This window comes from Corynebacterium striatum, from assembly GCF_016728105.1.
Taxonomy (GTDB): Bacteria; Actinomycetota; Actinomycetes; order Mycobacteriales; family Mycobacteriaceae; genus Corynebacterium; species Corynebacterium striatum.
The window spans coordinates 286,236-311,476 of sequence record NZ_CP068158.1; the positions used below are offsets into that span (position 1 = coordinate 286,236).

General features: G+C 59.6%; 23 protein-coding genes and 1 pseudogene. 2 read left to right on the forward strand and 22 right to left on the reverse strand.

Annotated elements, in window-relative coordinates; all coding sequences use genetic code 11:
• The first annotated feature begins 15 nt into the window (after nt 1-15).
• The gene (locus I6I72_RS01370; RefSeq protein ID WP_201807319.1) at nt 16-2,022 is read left to right on the forward strand and encodes a maltotransferase domain-containing protein; all 2,007 of its coding nucleotides are present in this window, start codon (nt 16-18) and stop codon (nt 2,020-2,022) included.
• Between the two features lie 51 nt (nt 2,023-2,073).
• Nucleotides 2,074-4,194 carry a 1,4-alpha-glucan branching protein GlgB gene (gene glgB, locus I6I72_RS01375; protein ID WP_049063755.1) on the forward strand — a complete coding sequence of 707 codons (2,121 nt, stop codon included), beginning with the start codon at nt 2,074-2,076 and terminating at the stop codon, nt 4,192-4,194.
• A 26-nt stretch (nt 4,195-4,220) separates the two neighbouring features.
• Here the strand turns inward: glgB and I6I72_RS01380 are convergent, their stop codons facing one another.
• The 22 genes and pseudogenes from I6I72_RS01380 to rho all read right to left on the reverse strand — a co-directional run bounded on the left by I6I72_RS01380 (nt 4,221) and on the right by rho (nt 25,060).
• Nucleotides 4,221-4,625, reverse strand: a complete 405-nt coding sequence (locus tag I6I72_RS01380; RefSeq protein ID WP_049063757.1) for an arsenate-mycothiol transferase ArsC — start codon at nt 4,623-4,625, stop codon at nt 4,221-4,223.
• 47 nt (nt 4,626-4,672) lie between these two features.
• Nucleotides 4,673-6,248 (reverse strand): annotated as a pseudogene (locus I6I72_RS01385) (peptide ABC transporter substrate-binding protein).
• Nucleotides 6,249-6,368: 120 nt separating this feature from the next.
• Entirely contained in the window at nt 6,369-7,808 is a 1,440-nt protein-coding gene (locus I6I72_RS01390) for a cation:dicarboxylate symporter family transporter (RefSeq protein WP_201807322.1), read from the reverse strand.
• 275 nt (nt 7,809-8,083) lie between these two features.
• Nucleotides 8,084-8,974 carry a tetratricopeptide repeat protein gene (locus I6I72_RS01395; RefSeq protein WP_201807324.1) on the reverse strand — a complete coding sequence of 297 codons (891 nt, stop codon included), beginning with the start codon at nt 8,972-8,974 and terminating at the stop codon, nt 8,084-8,086.
• Nucleotides 8,971-9,279: an MTH1187 family thiamine-binding protein gene (locus tag I6I72_RS01400; RefSeq protein ID WP_046645543.1), complete on the reverse strand. Its 309-nt coding sequence runs from the start codon at nt 9,277-9,279 to the stop codon at nt 8,971-8,973. Before I6I72_RS01400 ends, I6I72_RS01395 begins: the two co-directional genes overlap by 4 nt.
• Nucleotides 9,280-9,289: 10 nt before the next feature.
• Nucleotides 9,290-9,574 carry a hypothetical protein gene (locus I6I72_RS13570; protein ID WP_080970039.1) on the reverse strand — a complete coding sequence of 95 codons (285 nt, stop codon included), beginning with the start codon at nt 9,572-9,574 and terminating at the stop codon, nt 9,290-9,292.
• The gene (nucS, locus tag I6I72_RS01405) at nt 9,574-10,266 is read right to left on the reverse strand and encodes an endonuclease NucS (protein WP_046645542.1); all 693 of its coding nucleotides are present in this window, start codon (nt 10,264-10,266) and stop codon (nt 9,574-9,576) included. Before nucS ends, I6I72_RS13570 begins: the two co-directional genes overlap by 1 nt.
• A 21-nt stretch (nt 10,267-10,287) precedes the next feature.
• Nucleotides 10,288-10,767 (reverse strand): DUF2550 domain-containing protein, encoded by a 480-nt coding sequence (locus tag I6I72_RS01410; protein ID WP_201807327.1) that lies wholly within the window; start codon nt 10,765-10,767, stop codon nt 10,288-10,290.
• Between the two features lie 178 nt (nt 10,768-10,945).
• A complete protein-coding gene (locus tag I6I72_RS01415; protein ID WP_005532062.1) occupies nt 10,946-11,317 on the reverse strand; it encodes a F0F1 ATP synthase subunit epsilon in 372 nt (123 codons plus the stop codon).
• Between the two features lie 10 nt (nt 11,318-11,327).
• Nucleotides 11,328-12,773, reverse strand: coding sequence for a F0F1 ATP synthase subunit beta (gene atpD / locus I6I72_RS01420; protein WP_005532061.1), 1,446 nt, complete (start codon nt 12,771-12,773; stop codon nt 11,328-11,330).
• Between the two features lie 3 nt (nt 12,774-12,776).
• Nucleotides 12,777-13,760 (reverse strand): F0F1 ATP synthase subunit gamma, encoded by a 984-nt coding sequence (locus I6I72_RS01425; RefSeq protein ID WP_049062706.1) that lies wholly within the window; start codon nt 13,758-13,760, stop codon nt 12,777-12,779.
• Nucleotides 13,761-13,817: 57 nt separating this feature from the next.
• On the reverse strand, nt 13,818-15,458 hold the full coding sequence (gene atpA, locus I6I72_RS01430; protein ID WP_046645538.1) for a F0F1 ATP synthase subunit alpha: 1,641 nt from the start codon (nt 15,456-15,458) through the stop codon (nt 13,818-13,820).
• A gap of 59 nt (nt 15,459-15,517) precedes the next feature.
• Complete coding sequence (locus I6I72_RS01435) at nt 15,518-16,333, reverse strand: F0F1 ATP synthase subunit delta (protein WP_005532054.1); 816 nt, start codon at nt 16,331-16,333, stop codon at nt 15,518-15,520.
• Nucleotides 16,334-16,339: 6 nt separating this feature from the next.
• Complete coding sequence (locus I6I72_RS01440) at nt 16,340-16,906, reverse strand: F0F1 ATP synthase subunit B (RefSeq protein WP_049062704.1); 567 nt, start codon at nt 16,904-16,906, stop codon at nt 16,340-16,342.
• Between the two features lie 45 nt (nt 16,907-16,951).
• Complete coding sequence (locus I6I72_RS01445) at nt 16,952-17,191, reverse strand: ATP synthase F0 subunit C (protein ID WP_005532052.1); 240 nt, start codon at nt 17,189-17,191, stop codon at nt 16,952-16,954.
• Between the two features lie 105 nt (nt 17,192-17,296).
• Nucleotides 17,297-18,097 (reverse strand): F0F1 ATP synthase subunit A, encoded by an 801-nt coding sequence (gene atpB, locus I6I72_RS01450; protein WP_005532051.1) that lies wholly within the window; start codon nt 18,095-18,097, stop codon nt 17,297-17,299.
• Nucleotides 18,098-18,637: 540 nt separating this feature from the next.
• Nucleotides 18,638-19,084, reverse strand: coding sequence for a hypothetical protein (locus I6I72_RS01455; protein WP_049062703.1), 447 nt, complete (start codon nt 19,082-19,084; stop codon nt 18,638-18,640).
• 28 nt (nt 19,085-19,112) lie between these two features.
• Nucleotides 19,113-20,288 (reverse strand): MraY family glycosyltransferase, encoded by a 1,176-nt coding sequence (locus tag I6I72_RS01460; protein ID WP_034657597.1) that lies wholly within the window; start codon nt 20,286-20,288, stop codon nt 19,113-19,115.
• A 74-nt stretch (nt 20,289-20,362) separates the two neighbouring features.
• Nucleotides 20,363-21,031: an L-threonylcarbamoyladenylate synthase gene (locus tag I6I72_RS01465; RefSeq protein WP_049062702.1), complete on the reverse strand. Its 669-nt coding sequence runs from the start codon at nt 21,029-21,031 to the stop codon at nt 20,363-20,365.
• Nucleotides 21,032-21,087: 56 nt separating this feature from the next.
• A complete protein-coding gene (prmC, locus tag I6I72_RS01470) occupies nt 21,088-21,978 on the reverse strand; it encodes a peptide chain release factor N(5)-glutamine methyltransferase (protein ID WP_049146398.1) in 891 nt (296 codons plus the stop codon).
• A gap of 2 nt (nt 21,979-21,980) precedes the next feature.
• The gene (gene prfA / locus I6I72_RS01475; protein ID WP_005532046.1) at nt 21,981-23,057 is read right to left on the reverse strand and encodes a peptide chain release factor 1; all 1,077 of its coding nucleotides are present in this window, start codon (nt 23,055-23,057) and stop codon (nt 21,981-21,983) included.
• Nucleotides 23,057-25,060, reverse strand: coding sequence for a transcription termination factor Rho (gene rho / locus I6I72_RS01480; RefSeq protein ID WP_005532045.1), 2,004 nt, complete (start codon nt 25,058-25,060; stop codon nt 23,057-23,059). Before rho ends, prfA begins: the two co-directional genes overlap by 1 nt.
• Between the last annotated feature and the right edge of the window lie 181 nt (nt 25,061-25,241).

Below are 25,241 nucleotides of genomic sequence, written 5' to 3' on the forward strand. Positions count from 1 at the left end.
ATTAATCTTAAGGGCATGACTACACGCCTTGCTATCGATGACGTTCGCCCAAGCTTGTCCGGTTCTGTCCCCTCTAAAGCAGTGGTGGACGAGGTAATTCCAGTAACTGCGCTGGTGTGGCGGGAGGGCCACGACGCAGTCGCCGCAACGTTGTCGGTGTGGAACTCGGACTCCCCCGCGGTTTCTTCCGTGACGATGGACTTCGATTCCGTCAATCCCGACCGAGTGCATGGCGTGTTTACTCCGGCGACCCCCGGCCGCTGGTTCTTCCGTGTAGACGCGTGGTCAGATCCGATGGCGACGTGGCGTAACGCTATTACCAAGAAGATGGAGGCCGGCCAGTCAGCGCAGGAACTGTCCAATGACTTGCTCCACGGCACGGAGCTCTTCGAGCGTGCATCCCTTCAGTCCCCAACGGATAAGGCAGCGCTGCTTATCGACGCCGCCCGTGCGCTGAGCGACGAATCCTTGGACCCCGCCGAGCGAGTGCAACTGGCGCTGTCTGAAGAGACTACGAAGCTTTTGCACACCCACCCGCTGCGCGATCTCCTCGTAGAGGGCGAAATCCACGAGGTATTAGTTGAGCGTCGCGAAGCGTTATTCAACTCTTGGTACGAGCTGTTCCCTCGCTCCACGGGCGGTTGGGACGAGAACGGCCAGCCGGTGCATGGCACGTTCAAAACCACGCAGAAGGCTTTGGAACGCGTCGCGGATATGGGCTTCGATACCGTCTACTTCCCGCCGATTCACCCGATTGGCGAGGTACACCGCAAGGGTAAGAACAACTCCGTGGTAGCAGAGCCAGGCGACGTCGGCTCCCCGTGGGCTATTCAAGACCACTCCGCCACGCACCCGCAGCTGGGCACGATGGAAGACTTCAAGGAGCTGGTGGCCCGCGCAAAGGAGCTGGGTCTCGAGGTGGCCTTGGACTTGGCCCTTCAGGCTTCGCCGGATCACCCATGGGCGCAAACCAATCCGGAGTTTTTCACGGTGCTGCCGGACGGCACCATCGCCTACGCGGAAAACCCACCAAAGAAGTACCAGGACATCTACCCGCTCAACTTCGATAATGATCCTAACGGCATCTACAACGAAATTTTCCGCGTGGTCATGCTGTGGGTCGATGCGGGTGTGACCACCTTCCGCGTAGATAACCCGCACACGAAGCCAGCAAACTTCTGGAACTGGCTCATCTCCAAGGTCCACGTAACCCATCCTGAGGTCATCTTCTTGGCTGAGGCCTTCACCCGCGCACCGCGCCTGTTTGGGCTGGCCAAGGCAGGCTTTACTCAGTCTTATACCTACTTCACCTGGCAGACCTCCAAGTACGAGTTGACGGAGTTTGCCAAGATGCACGTCGAACAGGCTGATATCTGCCGCCCGAACTTGTTCGTGAATACCCCGGACATCCTGCACGAGTCCCTACAGACCGGCGGCCGCGCAATGTTCGCCATCCGCGCGGTTCTCGCGGCCACCTTGTCGCCGCTGTGGGGCGTCTACTCCGGCTATGAGCTCTACGAGCACGAGGCTGTTGCGCCGGGTAGTGAAGAGTACTTGGATTCCGAAAAGTACGAGCTGCGCCCGCGCGACTTCCAGGCAGCGCTGAAGAAGGGGGCGTCGCTTGAGGCTTACATCCGCCTGCTGAATCTGATTCGCCGCGAGAACCCGGCCCTGCAGCAGCTGCGCAACCTCAAGTTCCACAATGCGGATAACGAGAGCATCATCGCCTACTCAAAGGCGGACCCAGCCACCGGCAACGTAGTTCTCGCCGTGGTGAACCTAGACCCGCGCAATGCCCAGGAGGCCACCGTGACCGTGGACATGGAGGCCATCGGCCGCGCAGACGGCGACGTCTACACCGTGCACGATGCGATCACTGGCGCGGCTTATAACTGGTCCAACCGCAACTTCGTGCGCCTCGAACCGATGCGCGATGTGGCCCACGTGTTCGTCCTCCCACAGGCAGACTCCCATTCGTTGAACCGCCTTGCCTGGCGTGACGTTGACGATTACCGCGCATAACGCCTTTCATAACCAGCCCCGCACCCTCACACAGTTAGGTAACTTGGACACATGACCATTCCGGAACCAGACCTTTCCCGCCTTAATAATTGCCGTCACCACGCGCCGCATGCCTTTTATGGCTGGCATGAAGGTCTCGTCCGCACCCGCCGCCCTGGCGCTGAGGCAGTCCAGTTGGTTACCGCGGCCGGCGCTGTAGACATGTCCCCGGTGGGCCACGACTTGTGGGAAGCAACCCTGCCTCAGGAACAGGACTACCGCCTGCGCGTTACCTACCCGGGACAGACGCCTGTCGACGTCGCCGACGGCTATCACTTCCTGCCCACCTTGGGCACGCTGGACCTGCACCTGATTTCCGAGGGCCGCCACGAGCGCCTGTGGGATGTGTTGGGCGCGAACCTGAAGAGCTACGACACGGACCTGGGCACCGTCGACGGCGTGGCCTTTGCCGTGTGGGCGCCGAACGCTGAAGGCGTTGCGGTAATAGGCGACTTCTGTGGTTGGAATCCCACCCAGTACCCGATGCGCAGCTTGGGTTCAACTGGTGTTTGGGAGGTCTTCATCCCAGGCATTAGCGAGGGCGAGCACTACAAGTTCGCCATCCAGACCAGGGACGGCCGCCGTATCGATAAGGCGGACCCGCTAGCCAAGCGCACTATTGCCCCGCCGGAGACTGCCTCGGTGGTCTCCGCTAATCGCTACGAGTGGAACGACGCTGCGTGGTTAGAGCAGCGCAATGGTGACCTTAACGTGCCAATGAGCGTCTATGAGCTGCACGTGGGTTCCTGGAAGATTGGTTCCAATTACAACTCCCTGCGCGAAGAGCTCATCCCGTACCTGCAGGAGCATGGCTTCACTCATGTCGAGCTGCTCCCTGTTGCCGAGCACCCATTCGGCGGTTCCTGGGGCTACCAGGTGTCGGGCTACTATTCCCCTTCCGCGCGTTGGGGTACTCCGGACGACTTGCGCGCGCTTGTCGACGCCCTCCACGGCGCCGGCATCGGCGTCATCGTCGACTGGGTCCCGGCGCACTTCCCTAAGGATGACTTCGCCCTGGGACGTTTCGATGGCCAGGCTCTCTACGAGCACCCGGACCCGCGCCGCGGCGAGCAGTCCGACTGGGGCACCTACGTCTTCGACTTTGGCCGCAACGAGGTACGCAACTTCCTAGTGGCCAACGCTTTGTACTGGGCGGAGGAGTTCCACATTGACGGCCTGCGCGTCGACGCGGTGGCTTCTATGCTCTACCTGGACTACTCCCGCGACGAGTGGCTTCCCAACCAGTACGGTGGCCGCGAGTACCTGGAGGCGGTCCAGTTCCTGCAGGAGACCAACGCCACGCTGAATCGCGTCCATCCTGGTGTCTTGACCATCGCTGAGGAGTCCACCTCCTGGCCAGGCGTTACTGCACCGACGGATCAGGGCGGTCTGGGCTTCTCCCTGAAGTGGAACATGGGTTGGATGAATGACACCTTGGAGTACTTCAAGCACGAGCCCATCCACCGCCAGTACCACCATGGTGAGCTGACCTTCTCCATGATTTACGCCTACTCGGAGCGATACGTGCTGCCGTTTAGCCACGACGAAGTTGTCCACGGCAAGGGCTCGCTCTGGACCCGCATGCCGGGCGATGACTGGAACAAGGCCGCCGGCCTGCGCGCGCTCTATGGCTACATGTTCTCCCACCCTGGCAAGAACTTGCTTTTCATGGGCCAGGAGTTCGGCCAAACCACGGAGTGGAACGAGTCCAACTCGGTTGACTGGTCCAACCTGGAGGGCTGGGGCAACGAGTGGCACCACGGCATCAAGCGCTTGGTGCGCGATATCAATGCGGTGTACAAGGACACCCCGGCGCTGTGGTCGCAGGACTTTGCACCTGAAGGGTTCCAATGGGTCAAGTCTGACGACTCGAACAACAACATGTTGGGCTACGTCCGCTACGGCACGGATGGCTCCGCGCTGTTGGCGGTGTGCAACTTCTCAGGCAGCTCGGTGCCCAACTATAACCTGTGGCTGCCGCGCGACGGCGCGTGGGAGATGATCCTCAACACTGACGACGCCGTCTACCAAGGAGCAGGCAACGATCTGCCGCGCTGGATTCACTCGCAGGGCAACTACACGGAGCTCCACTTGCCGTCGAACTCCGTGCAGTGGTACCTGTTCAGGGGCTAAGCTCCCCCCCCCGAGGCAGGCCCGCGTTAAGCCTGCTTGTTGACTCTCGCGATGAGTTCCTGCACGCGGGAGTCGATGTCGTCGCGCAGCTCGTTCATGCGCTGGGTGCCCTCGACGCCGCGCAGGGACGGGTCTTCGATATCCCAGCGCTCAGCGGGACCGTCGTAGTCTGCGCCACCTACCACGATGACGTGCTCGACCTGTGAGGCGAGCTCAGGGTCCACAGGCTTCGGAGTGCCCTGCGCCATGTCGGCACCGACCGCGGCAAGCGATTCCGCTGCCTCGTGGTTAATGTCGCCGGCAATGCCTGGCTCTAACACCTGGACGCCTGCGGAATACACGTCCCACTCGGGCGCGTGCTGCTTGGCCAGAGCGGCAGCCATCTGGGACTTGCCGCGGTTGCTGTTGCAAAGAAAAAGTACGGAGGTCATGACTCCGTACTTTATCCGTGTTTTATGCCTCGCGTTGAGCTGTAGCGCTACTTCTTAGTAATGGCGTAGTAGACCGGCAGGGACTTCCAGCTAAACTCGACGTTATCGACGTTCTGCGACCAGCCACCAACAACATTCGGGTAGAACAGCGGGATGGCAGGCAGGTCGCGCAGCAGCAGCTCCTGGGCCTGGTTGTAGAGCTTGGCAGCCTCTTCAGAGCTCTTGGCGCCGTTGGCCTTCACGATGAGCTCGTCGAAATCTGGGTTGGAGTACTTAGCGTCGTTGGAGGCGACGTCGCTAGTGAAGTTCGGGCCGAGGAAGTTGCCCATGGATGGGTAGTCGGCCAGCCACGCAGTGCGGTAGGCGCCGTCCATGCGCTCCTTGCGATAAGCGTCGCGGAAGGACTTGAAGTCGGGGAACGGGCTTCCCACGGACTCGATGCCTAAGGTGTTGCTGATGTTGTTCGCTACGGCGTCGGCCCAATCCTTATTGTCGCCGTCGGTGTTGTAGTTGATCGGGAACTGACCTTCAAACTTGCCGTACTTCTCGTCGGCCTTCTTCCACAGCTGCTTCGCCTTTTCTGGGTTGTAGTCAAGGTTGGAGGAACCCGGCAAATCGTCGTCGTAGCCGTCCAAGACCGGCGAGGTGAAGTCGCGGGCCGGGGTGCGAGTGCCCTTGAAGATGGACTCGGCGATTTCAGCACGGTTGATGGACATGGAGATAGCCTGGCGGCGCAGAACACCCTCTTCACCCTTGAAGTGCGGGGTCTCTTCATTGATGGACATCTCGAGGTAGGTCGCCGCTGGCTTGGTCTCGCTGCGCTCAGCTAGGTCACTCGTAGTTGCCGAAGGCCGAGGAAGGAATCGCCTCGAGGACGTCCAGGTTGTTGGCCAACAGGTCCATGTACGCCGCATCGGTGTCGTTGTAGAAGGTGTATTGGATACCTTCGTTCTGCGGGGTGCGCTCGCCGCCGTACTCCGGGTTCGGCTCGACGATGAGGCTTTGGTTGTGGTCCCACGAGACAAACTTGTATGGGCCATTAGAGACGGGGTTCTCGCCGAAGCCTTCTGGGTCGTCGAGCCCGGCCTTGGGAAGCGGGAAGTAGGCGTTGTACCCCAGGCGAGTCGGGAAGTCGGACTCCGGCTGGGTCAGTTCGATGGTGAAGGTGCGATCGTCGATGACCTTGAGACCTTCCATCTCCTTGACGCCTGACTCATAGCCCTTAATGGAAGAAAAGAAGCTCTCGTTGAGTTGCTCGTTGGCCACGGCATAGTTCCAGGTGTCTACGAAGGTTGCGGAAGTAACCGGGGATCCGTCGGAGAACTTCAGGTCCGGCTTGAGGGTGACCTTGTAGGTCTTGTCCCCTTCTTGCTCGATGGACTCGGCCATCTCGTTGTGGACTTTGCCCTCTGCGTCGTAGTAGATAAGGCCGGAGTAAAGCATATCGACCACGCGGCCGCCGCCGTTCTCGTTGGTCATGGCCGGAATGAGTCCCTGCTGCGGCTCGGTGCCGAGCACGGTGACATAGTTGGCGTCGCTAGCCGCATCGCCTGCATCGCTGCCGCAGGCAACAAGACCAAAGGCGAGGGCGCCGGCAGCCAAAACGCCATAAAGCTTTCGCATATATTTCCTCCAGTGGAATATGAGATAGAACACTTGGAGAAAAACTAGCATGGCAGATCACTTTTAAAGCAAAAATGACCGGAAATATTCCGGTCATTTATTGAAGCTTAAGTGTTCGCACTACTGGAGCGCGCCAGAGCCCTTCTGGTAATTGTCGATATCGAGCTGCGGAGTTGGCTGCAGATGCGCGGTCGCCGGATTCTCCACGGTTGGGTTGGAGAGGTCAACATCAGCGTCGTCCGCGGTTTCCACGTAAGGAAGATTGCCATTGAGCACCTCGCGCACGCGTGGCATATCGATGGAGTTGGTCCAGCGGCCAACAAGAATGGTGGCGAGAGCGTTGCCCGCAAAGTTGGTCAGCGCACGAGCCTCAGACATGAAGCGGTCGATACCAACGATGACACCCACGCCGTCGAGAAGCTCAGAGCGGTGGGACTGCAGACCCGCAGCCAGCGTAGCCAGGCCAGCACCGGAGACTCCCGCGGCACCCTTGGAAGCGATGATCATGAAGACCAGCAGACCGATCTGCTCACCGAGCTGCATTGGCATATTCATGGCGTCAGAGATGAAGATGGACGCCATGGTCAGGTAGATAGCGGTGCCGTCCAGGTTGAAGGAGTAGCCCGTCGGAACGACGATGCCCACGGTTGGCTTGGCGACGCCCAGGTGCTCCATCTTGCGCATGAGGTTCGGCAGAGCAGACTCAGAGGACGAGGTCGCGACGATGAGAAGGAACTCACGCCCCAGGTACTTACACAGCTTCCACATGCTGATGCCACCGAGCAGGCGGGCAATTAGGCCGAGAACACCGAAAACGAAGAGGAAGCAGGTGATATAGAAGGCCAGCATGAGCACTGCCAGAGACTTGACTGCCTCGAAGCCCGTGGCGCCGACGACGCCAGCGATAGCGCCGAATGCACCAATCGGGGCAACCCAGAGGATCATGGTCAAGATCTTGAAGGTGACCTTCTGCAGGTTGGCCACGAAAGCCAGGATCGGCTCACCGGCCTTGCCCATTGACTGAACGGCGAAGCCGAAGAGCAGAGCAACAAAGAGAACCTGGAGGACGGAACCGGAGGTGAACGCCGAGAACAGGGTGTCCGGAACGATGGACTGCACGAAACCGGAAAGGCCGTGAGCGCCTTCCTCGGCCTGCTTGACGTACTTGTCAGCTTCGCCCGCGGTGGCCTGGATGTTTAGGCCCGCGCCTGGCTCGATGAAGTTGCCAACGATGAGGCCGATTGCGAGAGCAAACGTAGACATCGTGATGAAGTAGATGAGGGCAATGCCGCCGGCCTTGCCCACCGAGGCAGCAGCGCGAACGGATCCAATGCCAAGGACAATGGTGCAGAAAATGACCGGAGCGATGATCATCTTGACGAGGCTGACAAACATCGTGCCGACGATCTTCATGTTCGACGCAGAATCAGGCGCGATCAGGCCGAAGGCAATACCTCCGAGAACGGCAATGATAACCGCGATGTAGAGCCAGTGGGTGCGGTCCTTCTTCGGAGCCTTGGACTCCGCAATCTTTGGACCTTGTGGTGAGAGGGTGGACATGGACACTCCCTTCAGGGGGAACTAGAAACCTGCACTGAGAGTTGCTCGACAACTTTGCCCAACAAAGTGCTACGGCTCACTCAGCATTCTTAATGTAGGCGATATTAAACCGCACCTATTGGGATCTAGAAATTGGCCCTGCGCTGGGGGTATACGAAAAATGACCCCGGGCCATAGCCGGGGTTAATAGCCAGTCCCCCAAGTCCAGAAAAATGGGAGAATCGGACTTTTCAGAATGGGGGTAAGCAGGAGCGCTGTCTACCCCTTGCCCCTGCCTAGTACAGGGCGCTGGCGAGTTGGGTGCGCGCCTTAAGTACACGCGGGTCCGAAGACTCGAAGAGTCCAAACAGCTCCAGCAGACGGTCCTTGAGTGTTTGCTTCTCGTCACCCGCGGTACGTTTCATACCCTCAATCAGGCGGTCAAACGCCTTTTCGGGAGTGCCGGCGACTACCTCGGCGTCGGCTGCATCGAGCTGCTTGGCGACGTCCTGCGGTTCCGCGTCCGCTGCCGCCACTGGATCCTCACTGCGATTGGCAGGGTCGAGGCGCTTGAGCAGCACCGTGGTGTTGCGCGCCTGTTTGATCTCCACGTTGTCGGGTTCAGAAGCCAGGATTTCGTCATACTGGGCGATAGCGGCATCGAAGTCGCCGCGATTCAAGGCTTCCTCAGCGACGTGCAGGCGGGAATCCGGCGCCTCAGATTCCTCTTGTGCTTCCCCACCGCTTAAGCCGCGCAGCTGCGGGCCGAGCTTCTCAACGAGGGTGCCGGTCCACTGCTCAAGGGCATCCTTGGGCTGGGCTCCCTCGAAGTTGGTGACGGGCTGGCCCGCAGCGATGGCAACGGTGGTCGGCAGGTTCTGGATACCGAAGACCTGAGCCACCTGGGGCACCACGTCGGCGTTGATGTAGCCGACGATGAAGCTTAAGTTACCGGCCTCCGCCAGGGACTTGAGATCAGCTTTGAGCTGCTCGGAAGCAGGTGAGCGCGGGGAACCGATGAGTGCAATGACAGGCACCTCAGCGGAGCGGCGGATTAATTCTGCTTCGAAGTTCTCCTCGGTGACCTCGAAGAAAGCCGCGATGCCTGCGGGGGCATCGTTAGGCGCTTCTGCCTTCTGCTTCAAGGCACCCAGGTCGAGGGCACCGCCTACGTAAGGTCCGGTCACTTCTTTTCCTCCAGACGACGATTAACAGAGTCTACTTTTTGTGTGAGTTGCCCGGTCACGCCTTCGCGGATATCGGCCTTGATGACCAAGGACGTACGGGGAGAAACCTGGCGCACGGCGTCGGTTGCCTCCTTGATGACCGCGAAGACCTCGTCCCATTCTCCCTCCACGAGGGTGAACATGGCATTTGTTTCATTGGGGAGCCCGGAAGCGCGAACGACGCGCACTGCCTCGGCTACGGCCGCGGACATCTCTGCGGTTTCATCGCCAACGACGGTTGGCGCTACAGAAAATGCAACAATCATGCCCGCTATCCTACCTACGCTCCCAACAGTGCCGGTGCCAGTGCCTACGGTCCTCTTCCCTACCACCGGTATCGCGAGGCCAGGCCACGATATGAGCCACGCGTGGCGGGATGTTTTGATTACATCCCGGACAGATATAAAACTTCGTGGCGGCGGCGCTGCCAATGTGGCGCATAATGAAAGGTTCGCCGTGGGTCCATTTAGGGCCCTCGACTGTCTGGGAACCGAAGAAGGTGGATCCGTCCTTAGGAAGAGGACGCAGTTCAGGGCGATTACGGCGGTTGCGACGTGGCACTAGAACAACCGCAGTTCGTTCGATTCAATCCCGCGGAGGTCCTGGTAGTCCAGGATGACACAGCGGATACCGCGGTCTTCGGCGAGTGTGCGCGCCTGCGGCTTAATCTCTTGGGCGGCGAACACGCCCTGCACAGGAGCAAGAAGTTCATCGCGGTTGAGCAACTCAAGGTAGCGGGTGAGCTGTTCGACGCCGTCGATACCGCCGCGCCGCTTGACCTCGACGGCCACGAACTTGTTGTCTTGGTCCTTGGCCATGATGTCTACTGGGCCAATCGCGGTGGGATATTCGCGACGGACCAGCGAATAATTCTCACCGAGTGTGTCGATGTGCTCAGCAAGGAGCTCCTGCAGGTGAGCCTCGACTCCGTCTTTGACCAAGCCGGGGTCTTCGCCCAGCTCCACGGAGATGTCCTGATGAATCTCTGCGATTGTTATGCGCAGCTGCTCACCTTTGGGGTTTTCTACGAGCCACAGTTGCTCGCCGGTGTCCTCGCCGTCAATGTCGGTGATAGCGGACTCTTCGAGCGTGCAGGGTGGGGTCATCCAGTTGAGCGGCTTGTAGGCGCGGTCGTCGGCATGAATGGACACGGAGCCATCGGCCTTAACTAGCACAAGGCGGTCCGCCATGGGCAGGTGAGCATCCAAGCGGCCAACATAATCTACTGAGCAACGGGCGATGACTAAACGCATGCCCTCTACCCTATAGGTTGGCTACTGTTCTTTAGCAAAGCGGGTCGCCCGCTGCCGAAGCTGACGGTAATCCAGCCTCTCCTGACGCTTCGATGGGGCAGCCTCAATCCAAGCCGTAAGGCCCATTATGCCGTGCGAATCCGAGGCGATCTCATACTCCTGCCCGCCAAAGGAGAAATGCAGCACTGATTGCCCCTCAGACATGAAAGCGGCCTCGTCATCGTCCAATGGGCGCGTGCCAATTAGTTCGACGTCGAGGCGATTAAAGCGCAGGTCTGCTTGCAGTGAAACGGAGCGAAGCTTGAAGTATTCAACGTACTCGCCGTTGTAGCGCATCACACCATGGCGCCAAGTGTGGGAATCCTTAGCCGGCAAGGAACGCAGCAGTACTGAGGTCCCGCGCTCACGCAGCATAAAGAAACGGCGTGCGGCGAGAAACAAACAGGCCAGCACAATGAGCCCCACCGCAATAAGGAACAAACCAATTACTGATGAATTCATATTCAGGTGCTCCTTACTGCTAGGCAACCGTAGCTGATGAATGAATTCTAGCGCTTTAGTTGCATCAAATGCCACTAATCGAGCTAATGAATGGCGAGATCGAAAAAGCGCTCCGTCTCCTCGTGTGGAGGAAATGGAGCGCTTCGAGAGCGGAAGGGCTTTGCTGCCCGTTACTCTCCTAGCCCTTGTTGGCGCGGCGCACAGCACGCTGTGCGGCTGCACCGCGGTTGTGGACGAGAGCTTCGTCAGACTTCTGGTCTTCGGAAGCCTGTGCCTCATCAACTTCGGTGGACCAAGTGGCCCAGTTGGCGAGGACAGTGATCTTGTCCCTGGACACGGAGAGGAAGCCACCCTGGACAGCGGCGACGAGGCGCTCGCCGTCCACTGGGTGGATGGTCACGACGCCGTTCTCGGCCAGCTGGCCGACCAATGGCTCGTGACCAGGAAGCACGCCGATCTCACCCTCGGTGGTCTCAGCCGTAACCAGCGTGGCCTGTCCAGACCACAGCATGCGCTCGACGGATACCAATTCAGCGGTGATGTCAGCCATGTGCCACTCCCTACTTCTCGGTGAGCTTCTTGTACGCAGCCTCGACGTCGTCCAAGCCACCCAGGCCGTTGAAGGCCTGCTCTGGGTAGTGATCGAACTCGCCGTTGCAGATGCGCTCGAAAGCGTCGATGGTCTCGGTCAGCGGGACGTAGGAGCCTGGCAGGCCGGTGAACTTCTCTGCGACGAAGAAGTTCTGGCCCAGGAAGCGCTCAATACGACGTGCACGCTGAACGGTGACCTTGTCCTCCTCAGACAGCTCGTCCATACCAAGGATGGCGATGATGTCCTGGAGTTCCTTGTTCTTCTGCAGGATGTGAATAACACGCTGTGCAACTTCGTAGTGGTGCTCGCCCACGATGGACGGCTCCAGAATACGAGAGGTAGAAGTCAGCGGGTTCACAGCCGGGTAAATACCCTTGGAAGCAATACCACGGTCCAACTCGGTGGTTGCATCGAGGTGGGCGAAGGTGGTGGCCGGAGCCGGGTCGGTGTAGTCATCCGCAGGAACGTAAACGGCCTGCAGAGAGGTAATCGACTTGCCCTTCGTGGAGGTAATGCGCTCCTGCAGGACACCCATCTCGTCAGCCAGGGTTGGCTGGTAGCCAACGGCGGAAGGCATACGGCCCAGCAGGGTCGAAACCTCAGAACCTGCCTGGGTGAAACGGAAGATGTTGTCGATGAACAGCAGCACGTCCTGGTTCTGCACATCGCGGAAGTACTCCGCCATGGTCAGGCCGGACAGAGCCACGCGCATACGGACTCCTGGCGGCTCATCCATCTGGCCGAACACGAGGGCGGTGTCCTGGAGAACGCCCATCTCTTCCATTTCGAGGAAGAGGTCGGTGCCCTCACGGGTACGCTCGCCGACGCCGGCGAAGACGGAAGTACCGGAGAACTCGCGTGCGATACGAGTAATCATCTCCTGGATAAGAACGGTCTTACCAACACCTGCACCGCCGAAGAGGCCGATCTTGCCGCCCTTCACGTACGGGGTCAGGAGGTCGATAACCTTAATACCGGTCTCCAGGATTTCGGTCTTGCCCTCGAGCTGGTCGAATGCTGGCGGCTCGCGGTGGATGCCCCACTGCTCGCCGTCGCGGCCCAGACCAGGCTGGTCGAGGCAGTCGCCCAGTGCGTTGAAGACGTGGCCCTTGACCACATCGCCGACTGGAACGGAGATTGGCTTGCCAGTATCGGTCACGGTAGCGCCGCGGACGAGGCCGTCGGTCGGTGCCATGGAAACGGTACGGACGAGGTTGTCACCGAGGTGCTGAGCGACCTCGAGGGTGACGGTCTTTGCAACAGCCTCGAGAGTAATCTCGACGGTCAGTGCGTTGTACAGTGCCGGCAGTCCGCCACGCGGGAACTCCACGTCGACGACCGGACCGATGACGCGCACCACACGGCCGGCAACAGCCGACGACTGTGTGTTCTGCTCTTGCAGAGCTGAAGTCATAATCTAGTCACTTTCTGCGCTTTCGGCGAGCGCACCAGCGCCACCGACGATCTCTGTAATTTCCTGGGTAATCTGTGCCTGACGAGCCTGGTTGGCCACGCGCGAGAGGTTCTTGACCAGCTCGGTAGCGTTGTCAGTAGCAGACTTCATTGCGGTACGGCGAGCGGCGGACTCGGAAGCGGAAGCCTCCAAGAACATCGCGAAGAGGATGCGAGAGACATACTGCGGGAGCAGACTCTCCATCAACGTGTCCGCATCCGGCTCGAACTCGTAATCAGGGGTGACCTGATCAGCGGGCTCGGCGTCGGAAAGCGCGGACTCGCCGAGGTGGAATTCCTCGTCCTCGATGACCGGAACCACTGGCAGCAACTGCTGGGCACGCGCGGTCTGAGTCAGCATGGACTCAAACTCGGTATACACAACGTGGACCTGGTCGAAGCCACGGATGGCCTCGCCCTCGGTGTTGATGCCTTCGCGGTACTTAGCGGTCCCCTTCGAACCTGCAATGAATCCGTCAATCATGTGACGACGGACATCGTGGGTGGTTTCCCAGGACGGATCCTGGGAGAAACCAGCCCAGCTGCCTGCAACGTCAGCTTCACGGAACTTGTAGAAGCCAACGCCTTTATTACCCGTGACGTAGCGGACGGTCTCGTAGCCCTGCTTCTTGAGCAGTGCTTCAAGCTCGGCTGCCTTCTTGAAGATGTTGTTGTTGTAGCCACCGCACATACCGCGGTCAGAAGAGACCACGAGAATAGCGGCGACCTTGCCATCTTCACGTTCACGAAGCATGGGGTGATCCAGCGAGCTGGCCGCTGCGAGCCTGTTCATAACATTCGCAAGCTCGTGTGCGTAAGGCAGTGATGCCTCAACCCTTGCCTGTGCCTTGGTAATGCGCGAGGTAGCAATGAGCTCCTGTGCCTTGGTGATCTTCTTGGTGGAATTAACGGACCTGATGCGGTCACGCAGTTCACGAAGATTAGCCATGGTGTTCGCTCCTCCCTTCTTTTATCTAGACGGTTGATTCTTAGAGCTGTGCGGACTCTAGTTAGCCGTCTTGCGGGAGACGTTGAGCTCGGTCTTCTTCACCTCAGCCGCGTCGAGCGGCTCAACCGGTGCCTCGGAGCCAATGTTGTGGCCCTCGGAGGTACGGAAGGTTGGGGTGAATTCCTTTGCAGCCTTAACGAGCGCATCCTTGGACTCGTCGGACAGAGCCTGGCCACCAGCGATCTGCTCGAACACCTGTGGGGTGTTGGAGTGCAGGTACTCGTGAACTTCAGCTTCGAAGCGACGTACATCCTCGACGGGAACGACGTCGAAGATGCCCTGGTCTGCCAAGTAGATGGAAACCATCTGGAACTCGACAGGCTGCGGGGAGGACTCTGCCTGCTTGAGCAGCTCGACCAGACGCTCACCGCGCTCGAGCTGTGCCTTGGAGGCCGGGTCGAGGTCGGAAGCGAAGGCAGCGAATGCCTGCAGGTCACGGTAAGCAGCAAGCTCAAGACGCAGGTTACCGGCGACCTTCTTCATGCCCTTGGTCTGCGCAGCGCCACCCACACGGGAGACGGACACACCGACGTTAATTGCCGGACGGACGCCCTGGTTGAACAGGTCGGACTCCAGGAAGACCTGGCCGTCGGTAATGGAAATAACGTTGGTCGGGATGAATGCGGAAACGTCGTTTGCCTTGGTCTCGATGATCGGCAGTGCGGTCATAGAACCTGCGCCCATGTCGTCGGAGAGCTTTGCAGCACGCTCCAGCAGACGGGAGTGGAGGTAGAAAACGTCGCCCGGGTATGCCTCGCGGCCCGGCGGACGGCGCAGCAGAAGGGAAATCGCACGGTAGGCCTCAGCCTGCTTGGTGAGATCATCGTAAATAACCAGGACGTGGTTGCCCTGGTACATCCAGTGCTGACCCAGGGCCGCACCGGAGAACGGGGCGAGCCACTTGAAGCCGGCAGCGTCGGAAGCCGGAGCAGCCACGATGGTGGTGTACTCCAGTGCGCCGTGCTGCTCCAGGGTGTGGCGGACTCCAGCAATGGTGGAGCCCTTCTGGCCGATAGCGACGTAGATACAACGTACCTGCTTATCCTTGTCGCCAGACTCCCAATTAGCCTTCTGGTTCAGGATGGTGTCGATGCAGACTGCGGTCTTACCAGTCTTACGGTCACCAATGACCAACTGACGCTGACCACGACCAATCGGGGTCATTGCGTCAATAGCCTTGATGCCGGTCTGCATCGGCTCTTCAACCGGCTGACGCTGCAGCACGGACGGTGCCTGCAACTCGAGGACGCGGTCCTCTTCAGCGGCGATTGGGCCCAGGCCGTCGATCGGCTGGCCCAGTGGGTTGATAACGCGGCCGAGGAATTCCTCGCCCACGGGGATGGAAAGGACTTCGCCAGTCCTCTTGACCTCGTCGCCCTCGGTGAGGGACTCGAAGTTGCCCAGGACAACGACACCGATGGAGTTGGTGTCGAGGTTCTGTGCGACGCCGATAACGCCGCCTGGGAACTCGAGCAGCTCATTCGCCATAACGGATGGCAGGCCCGAAACCTGCGCAATACCGTCAGCTGCCGAAATGACCACGCCGACCTCCTCACGGGAGGCCTCCGCGGAGTAGCTCGAGGTGTAGTTCGCAATCGCGCTACGAATCTCATCGGAGGAGATCGTCAGCTCCGCCATGTTCTTCCTGCTCTCGGTAGTATCTTCCAGCAATTACTTAATCATTTCTGTCGTTTCGGCTAAGCCATCTTGGCACGCAGGCGGGCAATCTTGCCTGCCGTGGAACCGTCGATAACTTCATCGCCGACGCGGATGGCCATACCACCGAGGAGGCTGGTGTCAACCTCAGAGTGAATGGACATCGCACGACCATAAATTTTGCCCAGCTTCTCAGCGAGTGCTGCACGCTGGCTATCATTCAGCTCACCCGCGGTGGTGACGCGTGCAATGGTGCGACCCTGCAGCTGCGCTGCGTAGTCGGCCAGAGCGGCGACATCATCGATGGGGTTCTGCTCAGGGCGGCCGATGGCCTGGAGCGCAAGCGCCTCAGAGAACATCGTTACCTTGCCGTAGAGCACGCTTGCCAGCAATCCGCGCTTACGTGCGGACGTAGCAGTTCGATCGGAAAGCAACTGGGTCAGCTCTGCCTCGTTCTTCAGGATGCTGGACAGACGGAAGAGCTCGTCTTCCACCTGGCCCAACTGGCCCTGAGCCTCAGCACCACGCAGGAGTGCGCGGCGACCAAGGGATACGAGACCCTTGACCAAGTCACGAGTGGAGGACCACTGCTCGGCTGCAGCTGCTTCGATGACCTGAGCGGCGATCGGAGCAATCTTGGAGCCGAAGAGGTTCTGCACCAGAGACTTGCGGGTGTCGGCCGGAACGGCGGCGTCGGTTAGCGCAACGCGCAGTTCGCGGTCTGTATCAAGGACATCGACGACCTCGAAGAGGTCGAGACCTGCCTGTGCAGCGCTCGCAACAGCGTTGTCCGAAGCCAGAAACTGATCCAGCTTGAATTCAACGCTCGCGAGAGCTTCGCGGCTAGCTGCCTTCATAGTTGCCTACTTTCCGGCCGGTGCCACAGAATCGAGCTCGGACAGGAAGTTGTCAATCGTGGAGGACTGCTTGGTAGCGGACGAAAGCTCGCCGCCGAGCAGCTTCTCAGCCAAGTTGATGGAGTTCTGTCCGATTTCGGAACGCAGCTCGGAGATGACCTGTGCACGGGAAGCCTGCAGCTGCTTCTCGCCAGAGGCGACAATGCGGCGGGATTCTTCCTCGGCCTGGGTCTTAGCCTCAGCCTCGATCTGCTTGCCGCGCTCGCGCGCCTGCTCACGGATCTCTGCAGCTTCTGCACGTGCGTCAGCAAGCTGTGCGTTGTACTTCTCGAGAGCAGCCTTAGCTTCAGCCTGCTGAGCCTCAGCACGCTTCATGCCACCCTCGATTCGGTCCTCGCGCTCCTGGAGCATCTTGTTGTATGCCGGAAGAACGAACTTCCAGAACAGCCACAAGATGACAACGAAACAGATCAAAGACCAGAAAATGTCATAGTTCTTGGGCAGAAGGACGGAGAAGCTGCCGGAACCCGGGTTCTCCTCCCCCGCCGCAAGCGTATAAAAGACGTTGTTCATGTGGTCTCCAGTCTTAAAAGGTTGGTTTAGGAAAACGCGAACTTTTTAGAACAGGAAGCCTGCAACGAGGCCGATAAGTGCAAGAGCCTCGGTGAAGGCGATACCAAGGAACATGGTGGTACGCAGCTGGCCGGCCATTTCAGGCTGGCGAGCCATAGCCTCAACGGTCTTACCGGCAACGATGCCGATACCGATACCAGGGCCGATTGCGGCGAGGCCGTAGCCAACAGCCTTCAAGCTGTCGAGGTTAGCGGCAGCATCCTGTGCAAGAATGATTTCGTTCATGGTGAAAGTCGTTCCCTTTCGTATGTCCTGTCCGCATTCTTACGGACAGGGAGATAGTTTCTGTGAAGTTGAGATTTTTCTCGGTCGCGCTCGTCGACCTCGTCCTTAGTGCGAATCCGCGTGGAGGGACAGTTCGATGTACACCGCCGTCAGAAGGGCAAAGATGTAGGCCTGCAGGAAGATGACCAGGAGCTCGAACAAGCTGAATGCAAGTCCCAGAACAATGGTCAAACCAGACAGTGCCGTCCAACCGTTCAGCTGCCAGAAGAAGAAGTTCGAAGCAGAGAACAGGAGGACCAGAATGATGTGTCCAGCCAAGAAGTTCGCCATGAGACGAATGGCGAGGGTAACTGGTCGCAGAATGAAGGTCGAGAAGAACTCGATCGGCACAACGAGCAAGTGCAGGACCGGCGGAAGGTTAGGAATAACCACCGAGGACTTAACAAACTTGCCGAAACCGTAGCGCTTTGCACCGGCGTAAATCATTGCGATGTACGAAACCGCTGCAAGAACGATAGGCATACCGATACGACCATTCGGCGAGACGTTAAGTCCCGGGATGATGGTCGGTACGTTCATAAACAGGACTGCGAAGAAGATCGTCGCGATAACCGGGAGGAATCGCTTCGCCTCCTTCTTACCCAAGATGTCTTCGGCGATGTAGATGCGGACAAAATCGACCGCATGCTCGCCGACATTCTGCAGACCCTTTGGAACCAACTTGGGGTTCTTAAAGGCCAACATGAAAAGAACCACCAATACCAGCGTCATCAAGATGCGCACCAGCATTAGGCGATCAAGCGCGAACCATCCGTCGGCAAAGTCGCCGAAGAACAGATGGTCAGCATCTACTTGCCCCGGGAAGAATTCTTCACCCAGATCAGGCGCGTGGAAGTGCCCTTTCATGGCCAATGTTGTAACGCTCAGCGTTCTCTCCCGTGTTAGGGCCGCCGCAATTGGATATTGCGGACGGTGCGATGGACGTCTCAAGCTCTCTGTCACGACTTCGGACTCCGTCGCACATCTTCGAAGAAGTGACAGGGATTGACCGCGCGGGAGCCGAAATTTCAATGACCTCGCAGCTAGCAAGGAAAATATTTCGGTTCCGCGGTAACCCGCACGAAATAATATCAGTTCAGCGCGTTTGAGACGTGTAGCAGGGTGGAGCCGAAATGACACCACCCCGCCCCGCTTCGCTATTTCCCACTTTTAAGGCTTATGACTAGGCAAAAGATCTTTTATGGCCTTTGTCACACACAGGAAATATGCACCACCCCGGGGGTGGAATTTACACACTTTTCACACGTTCCCCCAAGGAAGGTACCTGCCCCACATTCGGGTTATATGGCGCAAAACATAAGCCACCCCGGGCAAGCAGACAACGAATGTCCACCCACCACGGGGTACAGGCCGATAAGTTCGGCAAAAATGGGTTAGCGCGAGAATTTAATGCACGTAAGATACGCGGGCACTGACTACGCCCCATGCCTCTGTGCCGAGAGTCGCCAAGAGCGCCAGGACTACGGTCACGAACATGGCCATCTTGTCGTAAAACTCAAGGTCGCGGATCACGGCCAAGATGATAATGAGGACCAAGATCTTCACCAGCCAGCTGCCCATCACCACGATGATGGTATTGGTCGGCGAAGTCTTGGATGCAGCGAGCACAGACACCACAGTCAGCAGTACGAAACCGCCGCCGATGCCGGCGCCAATTACGACGCCCCAAATGCCGGGTAGTCCGCGCATACTACCCCAGACAGCCAGGGACAAGATAGTTATCGCTACCAGTGCCATCGAGCCGAAGTTTAAGGCACGCTTGAGCGGCAAAACTGGATCATCAAAGTCTTCAACCTTGTTAATCGGCGCATCATTCGCGGCGTTGTTAGTCATAGGCAAAAAGCCTACATCACGCCCGCGTCTATGAAGGATCCGTATGGGCTACTACTGTGGCGCCAGGCTTGGCGCGTCCGAGCTTGCCCTGGCGAAGTGGGATGAGCGTGACGCCGAAGGCAAAGAGCAAAGCCAGCACCGTAATAGTCGTTGCGAGAACCGGCGGGACTATGGAAAAAGACACGGCCCCAAAAGCTACAGCGGATACCCACAAATAGAGGACGAGTACGGTTCGGCGGTGAGTATGACCCAAGGACAAGAGGCGGTGGTGGATGTGCGCTTTGTCCGCAGAGAAAGGCGAACGCCCCTGTGAGAGTCGGCGAATAACCGCCCAGACAAGGTCCAGGACTGGAATAAATACAGCAGCGGCCACGACGATGAACGGCGAAGCGAGAGCCACCATGTCGACAGTACCGTACAAGGACATATTGATCTTGCCCGAGGCAGACGTCGAAGCCGCCGCCAGCAGCAGGCCAATGAGCATCGATCCACTGTCCCCCATGAAGATACGAGAAGGCTCAAAGTTGTGGGGCAGGAATCCGGCACATATACCCACCAGCGCTGCCGCGATGATTGCGGGCGGATATGCGGAGACCGCACCACCTTGATCATGCAAGACGGTCAGGGAGAAGACCAGGATCGCGGCGCCTGCAATAAGGCCTAGGCCGGCGGCGAGACCGTCAAGGCCATCCACGAAGTTCATAGCGTTAATCAGCAGCACCGTAAAGAATGTAGTCAAGAGCGTGCCCTGGATTTGGTCGAGAAGAACCGTAGTTCCATCCCCCAGCGGGATGAAGAGCAACGTCCACGTCAGACCGAGGCCGCTCATGATTCCAGCGGCCAGTAATTGGCCCACTAGTTTGACTACCGCACTGAGCTCAACAAGATCGTCGATGACACCCACAAGCACTATGGCCAGCGCCGCCCATAAGACCGCGTTCATCTCCGGGGTAACGGGCATAAAGCCGCGAGTCAATGCTGGAAACTGACCCGCAATGAATACCGCGGCCGCAAACCCGGTAAACATCGCCACGCCGCCCATCTGCGGGGTGGGTTGAGAATGCGAATCTCGCAAGCGAATTTCTGCCACTCGGCCAGTGCGGACCAAAAAGCTCCGAACTAAGCCAGTGGCAAGATAGGTAAAGGTCGCTGCGACGAGAATAACGAGGGCTATCTCGCGCAGCGGTACTCCAGTTCCGCCCACACACTCTCCTTTTCGCTCGGGTTCTTGTCTTTGCTACTGCGCCTCAGCGCCTAGGCACTACTACGCCTCAGCGCCTAGGCGCCAGGACGGGTGCGCAGAGACTCTGCGGTCACACCAATAACCGCAGCGATTTCCTCCGCGGACAGCGCACCCTCGCGCAGCAGGTACGGACGCTCCCCGGAGAGGTCGATGATGGTGGAGGGCTTTCCAATTGCGGTCTCGCCGCCATCGAGGTAAACGGTCACGGCTTTACCCAGCTGTTGCTTTGCCTCAAGGGCGGTGGTCGGCGGGGTCTGACCGGAAATGTTTGCGGAAGACACAGCCATGGGGCCTACCTCGCGCAACAGTTCAATCGCGATCGGGTGCAGCGGCATACGCAGCATCACGGTGCCGCGGGTATCGCCGAGGTTCCAGGGCAGAGACGGCGCCTGTGGCACCACGATGGACAGGCCGCCCGGCCAGAAAGCCTCGACCAAGGTACGTGCGGTGTCGGTATAGCTGGAAACTAGGCCGCGGATTGTGTCCCACGATCCCACTAGTACTGGGACCGGCATGTCAGGACCGCGATGTTTGGTGGCCAGCAGGCTTGCCACGGCGTCGTTGTCGAACGCATCGCAGCCCAGGCCGTAAAGAGTGTCAGTTGGCATCACAACCAGACGGCCCGACTTCGCAGCCTTTACTGCGAGTGCCATTCCCTCTTCGCGCTCTGCTTGGTCGGCGCAGTTATAAATCTTTCCCTGCATGCTTTCCTCACTTCATGTTTACAGACCAACCTACTGTACTCCTGCGGAGTAGGCGCTTACACTTTGCGCGCCGTAACGAAACGGGCGATGCCTGTCAGATCCCGCAGCACGGCGATATCGGTGAACCGTCCATCAGCGTGGAGCACAGCCTGCACTGCAGCGCTGGTGGCGTCGTCGTGCTCGATGCCCACTCTCCCGCCGGGCTTGAGCAGCTCCGCGATGCGCGGGACGAGGCGGTTGATTATAGCCATACCGTCCTCCCCACCAAAGACTGCCATGTGTGGGTCGTGGTAGACCTCGGGCTCGAGATCTGGGGTTTCCGGCACATAGGGCGGGTTGGTGAGCACGAGGTCGACGCTGCCGTCGAGCTTGCGCAAGGTCGCAGGCGCAGTCGCGTCGCCCTGGACAAGCCGCAGCCCCTCGCCGGCCACGCGGGAGAGGTTGCGCTGCGCATAGGAAAACGCCTCATCGGAGAGCTCGACCGCGTACACCTCGGCTTCCGGCATTTCGTGCTTGACGTAGCCGGCCAGCGCGCCGCTACCGGTACACAGGTCGACGACACGCGGAGGCGACGCGGGAACTGTAAGAGCTGTAGGAGCTGTGTGCTTAGCGACGTCGCGAAGCATGCGCACTCCCCAATCCGCCAGGACTTCAGTCTCGGGGCGCGGGATGAACACGCCTGGTCCGACCTCGAGCTCAAGCGGGCCAAACCACGCAGTACCGAGGATGTGTTGCAGCGGCTCGCGCGCAGCACGGCGCGCCACCCAGCGCTCATACGCGATGTCGAAGCCCGGGATGGGAGCTGCGTCAAGGTCGATGTCCATGTGCCCGCAGCCGATGAGCTCGGCGGCCAACAAACGGGCATCCCACTCGGGGCTGGGAACTCCAGATGCGCGAAAGCGCTCCGCGGCGTCGCGAAGCGCTTCTGCGTAGGTGTGAAAAGCCACCTTTAGCCTTCCGCCTCCAAGCGCTCCGCTCGCTCTTGGGCCTGCAGGGCGGTGATGAGATCCTGCATGTCACCGTTGAGCACGGCATCCAGGTTGTTCGCCTTGTAGCCAATGCGGTGATCGGTAATGCGGTTCTCCGGCCAGTTGTAGGTGCGGATGCGCTCCGAGCGGTCCAGGGTACGGACCTGGGAGGCACGCTGCTCGCCGGCCTCAGCCTCGCGAGCTTCGCGCTCAATCTGATCCAGGCGGGCCTGCAGCACCTGCAGTGCACGGGCCTTGTTCTGAATCTGGGAACGCTCCTTCTGACAGGTCACCACCAAGCCGGTGGGAAGGTGCGTGATACGCACTGCGGAGTCGGTGGTGTTAACGCCCTGGCCGCCCTTACCGGAGGAACGGTAGACGTCAACGCGCAGGTCCTTCTCGTCGATGTTGACGGACTCGACCTCGTCCGGCTCTGGGTACACCAGCACGCCAGCGGCGGAGGTTTGGATGCGCCCCTGGGACTCGGTGACCGGGACGCGCTGCACGCGGTGCACGCCACCCTCGAACTTGAATACGGACCAAGCGCCGTCGCGGGACGGGGTCTTGGACTTGAAGGAGATGGACATGTCCTTCACGCCGCCGAGGTCGGACTCGTTGAGTCCCAAGACTTCCCACTGGAAGCCAGCCTTGTCGGCGAAGCGCTCGTACATACGGGCCAAGTCGCCTGCGAAAAGGGCTGCCTCTTCGCCACCGGCACCGGCCTTGATCTCCATGATGATGTCCTCGGAGTCGTGCTCATCGCGCGGCGCGAGCAGGTCGGCGAGCTTTTCTTCGAGCTCGACTACCAGCGGCTCAAGGCGATCGACCTCGTCCTGGAAGTCATGGTCCTCGTATGCCATTTCCTTGGCGTCCTCGAGGTCCTGACGTGCCTGGACCAGGTCGTTGTTGACGGCAACGATAGGACGCAGCTCCGCGTAGCGCTTGGAAAGCTTGCGGAAGAGCTTCTGATCGCCGGCGACCTCTGGGTCGCCCATCTGCATTTCGATGCCCTGGTACTCGGAGACGATGTCGTCAACGAGTGAAACTTGGCTTGCCATTAGATGTAATCCTCAGCTTCCTTGTCAGCAACCATCGGTGCAGAGCTTGCCACCTGCATGAGGAACTCGCCGTTGGAGCGGGTCTTCTTGAGCTGCTTGATGAGCAAGTCGATCGCGGCGAAGGAGTCTAGGCCGGACAGGATGCGGCGCAGCTTGGTCATGATGCGTGCCTCTTCCGGAACGAGCAGCAGCTCGTCCTTACGGGTGCCAGACGGGTTAACGTCGACAGCCGGGAAGATGCGGCGCTCGGAGATAGCGCGGTCGAGCTTGAGCTCGGCGTTACCGGTGCCCTTAAACTCCTCGAAGATGACGGTGTCACCGGTGGAGCCGGTCTCGACCATTGCGGTAGCGATGATAGTCAGGGAGCCGCCGTCTTCGATGTTGCGGGCAGCACCGAGGAAACGCTTCGGCGGGTAAAGGGCGTTGGAGTCCACACCGCCGGAGAGGATGCGGCCGGAAGCCGGCGAGGAGTTGTTGTATGCACGGCCCAGGCGGGTGATGGAGTCGAGCAGGACGACGACGTCCTTGCCCTGCTCCACGAGACGCTTTGCGCGCTCGATGGCGAGCTCGGCCACGGAGGTGTGCTCTGATGGCGGGCGGTCGAAGGTGGAGGCAATGACCTCGCCCTTGACGCTGCGCTGCATGTCGGTGACCTCTTCTGGGCGCTCGTCGACGAGGACGACCATGAGGTAGCACTCTGGGTTATTTGCGGAGATCGCGTTGGCGATGTTCTGCAGGATGGTGGTCTTACCGGCCTTAGGCGGGGAGACGATGAGCGCGCGCTGGCCCTTACCGATCGGCATGATGAGGTCGATGACGCGGGTGGTCAGGATCTTCGGATCGGTCTCCAGACGCAGGCGCTGGTTCGGGTACAGCGGGGTCAGCTTGGAGAAGTGCGGGCGGTTCTGCGCGGTCGAAGGATCCGCACCGTTAACCGTGTCAACCTGCACCAACTGGTTGTACTTACGGCGGTTGCGGCCATTGCCGTGGGTGTGCGTTGGGCCGGAGACCTTGACCTTACCGGTCAGGGCGTCGCCAGAGCGCAGGCCCAGGCGGCGAACGAGGTTGTTGTTCACGAAGACGTCGGAGCTTGCCGCGCGGTAACCGGTGGTGCGCAGGAAAGCTACGTTGTTGTCCACGACCTCGAGGATGCCGCCGACTGCCTGCACCTCATCACCCTCACGGATCTGCAGGTCATTGCCGCCGCCGTTATTGTCGTTGCCGCCACGGTTGCGGCGGTTACGACGGTTGCGGCGGTTACGACGTCCGCCGTTGTTGTCATCGTCATCATCGGTGTTGCGACGATTGTTGCGACCACCACGGTCATTGCGGTCATTGCGCTCGTTGCGATCGCCACGGTCGCCACGGTCGCCGCGGTCGTTGTTCTCGCGCTTGTCTTCGTTGCCCTGCTGCTCGCTGGAGGAATCTTGGGAACCCTCGTTCGCAGCGCCATTGCCAGCATCGTTGTCAGACTTGGTGTTCTCGGCGTTCTCGCGCTCTTGGCGGCGAGCACGGTTACGGCGGGCACGACGGGCCTGGGAACGGGACTCATAGCGCTGCTCGTCGCCCTTCTGCTCGCCTTTCTGCTCGCCCTTGTTCTCGTTCTGAGCCTCGGCGGCAGCGGCGTTTGCGGCGTTTGCGAAGTTCGCGGAATTGTCGTTGTCCGCGTGGTCGTTCGCTGCGTGGTCGTGTGCAGCACCAGCCTTGCGGGTAGCCTTACGAACCCGGCGCGGGTTTGCGCCAGCGTTCTTCGATTCAGCTGCATCGGCTGCAGATTCCTGCTTCGCCGCGGCGTCGCCAGGCGCAGCGTCCGCTACGGGCTTTGCGGCCTTGGCAGCTTTGGCGGCCTTGGCTGGAACCTGGCCAGTGGTCAGTGCAGTGATGAGGTCCCCCTTGCGCAAACCAGAGACGCCTCGAAGGCCGCGCTCTGCAGCAAGCTTGCGCAGTTCCGGCAGCTTCAGGGATGCGTAATCCTGTGCTGCGGCTTTGTCCGTATTGCTCACGGATATCCTTTCGTCGCTTCACCAGCATTGATTTGCGTAGCCTGAAATGTGGCCTACGCGCTGGAAGCCAATCTGTATTTTTATGGTGCATGCCGCCACGAGCGAAGCAAGTTCCGAAGTAACGAATTATTCGGGTTAACTGCGCGGGCGGTGAAATATCTAGGCCTCTCCCCTGGGAAAA